The organism is Streptococcus suis (assembly GCF_002960425.1).
In the GTDB taxonomy this organism is placed as follows: domain Bacteria; phylum Bacillota; class Bacilli; order Lactobacillales; family Streptococcaceae; genus Streptococcus; species Streptococcus suis_S.
Genome location: NZ_POIZ01000073.1, coordinates 1 through 720, shown reverse-complemented (window position 1 = coordinate 720; position 720 = coordinate 1). Strand labels below are relative to the sequence as shown.

The following is a 720-nucleotide window of genomic DNA, read 5'->3' as shown; positions in this document are numbered from 1 at the left end:
TTTTTGATATGAGCCCATGTTTTCTCAATGGGATTATACTCGGACGAGTAAGGAGGCAGAGGTAAAAGTCTATGTCCCTGCTCCTCGCATAAATCTCTTAGCTTACTCATCCTATGAAAACCTGCATTGTCCATAATGATAACAGCTGTTTCATCTAAAGTTGGTAGCAAGACTTTTTTGAACCAAGCTTCGAAAAAGTCACTTGTCAAGGTATCTTTGTATGTCATCGGGGCTATAAGCTCACCATTTATGAGACCTGCAACCAAATATAGCCACTGATATCTTCTTCCAGTAACCCGACCTTTTATCAACTGACCTTTTAAGGAGCGAGCATATTCTCTATAAAAATAGATCTCAAAACCTGTCTCGTCAATATAAACAGGAGTCAGATGGCTTAAGTTACTCAATTCTTTAAGGAACAAATCTACTTTTTCAGGGCCTTGTTCATAGTAGGTACAGCTCTTTTTTTCGAGTATAGCCCATAGCTTTGAGAGCGTAATGAATAGCTGTTGGATGACAGTCAAATTCAGAAGCTATTTCAGTCAAATAAGCATCTGGATGAATTTCAAGATAGTTCTTTAATTTATCTCTATCAACTTTTCTTGGTTTGGTTCCTTTTACTTGGTGACGAAGCTCGCCGGTTTTCTCTTTTAATTTTAACCATTGATAGATGGTGTTGCGTGAAATTTGGAAAATAGCAGATGCTTCGGTGATACTGCC

The 720-nt window shown here is 38.1% G+C and carries 1 pseudogene; it reads right to left on the bottom strand.

The features are described from left to right. Positions 1–720: pseudogene (locus tag C1G57_RS09140) on the bottom strand (IS630 family transposase); the annotation flags it as partial.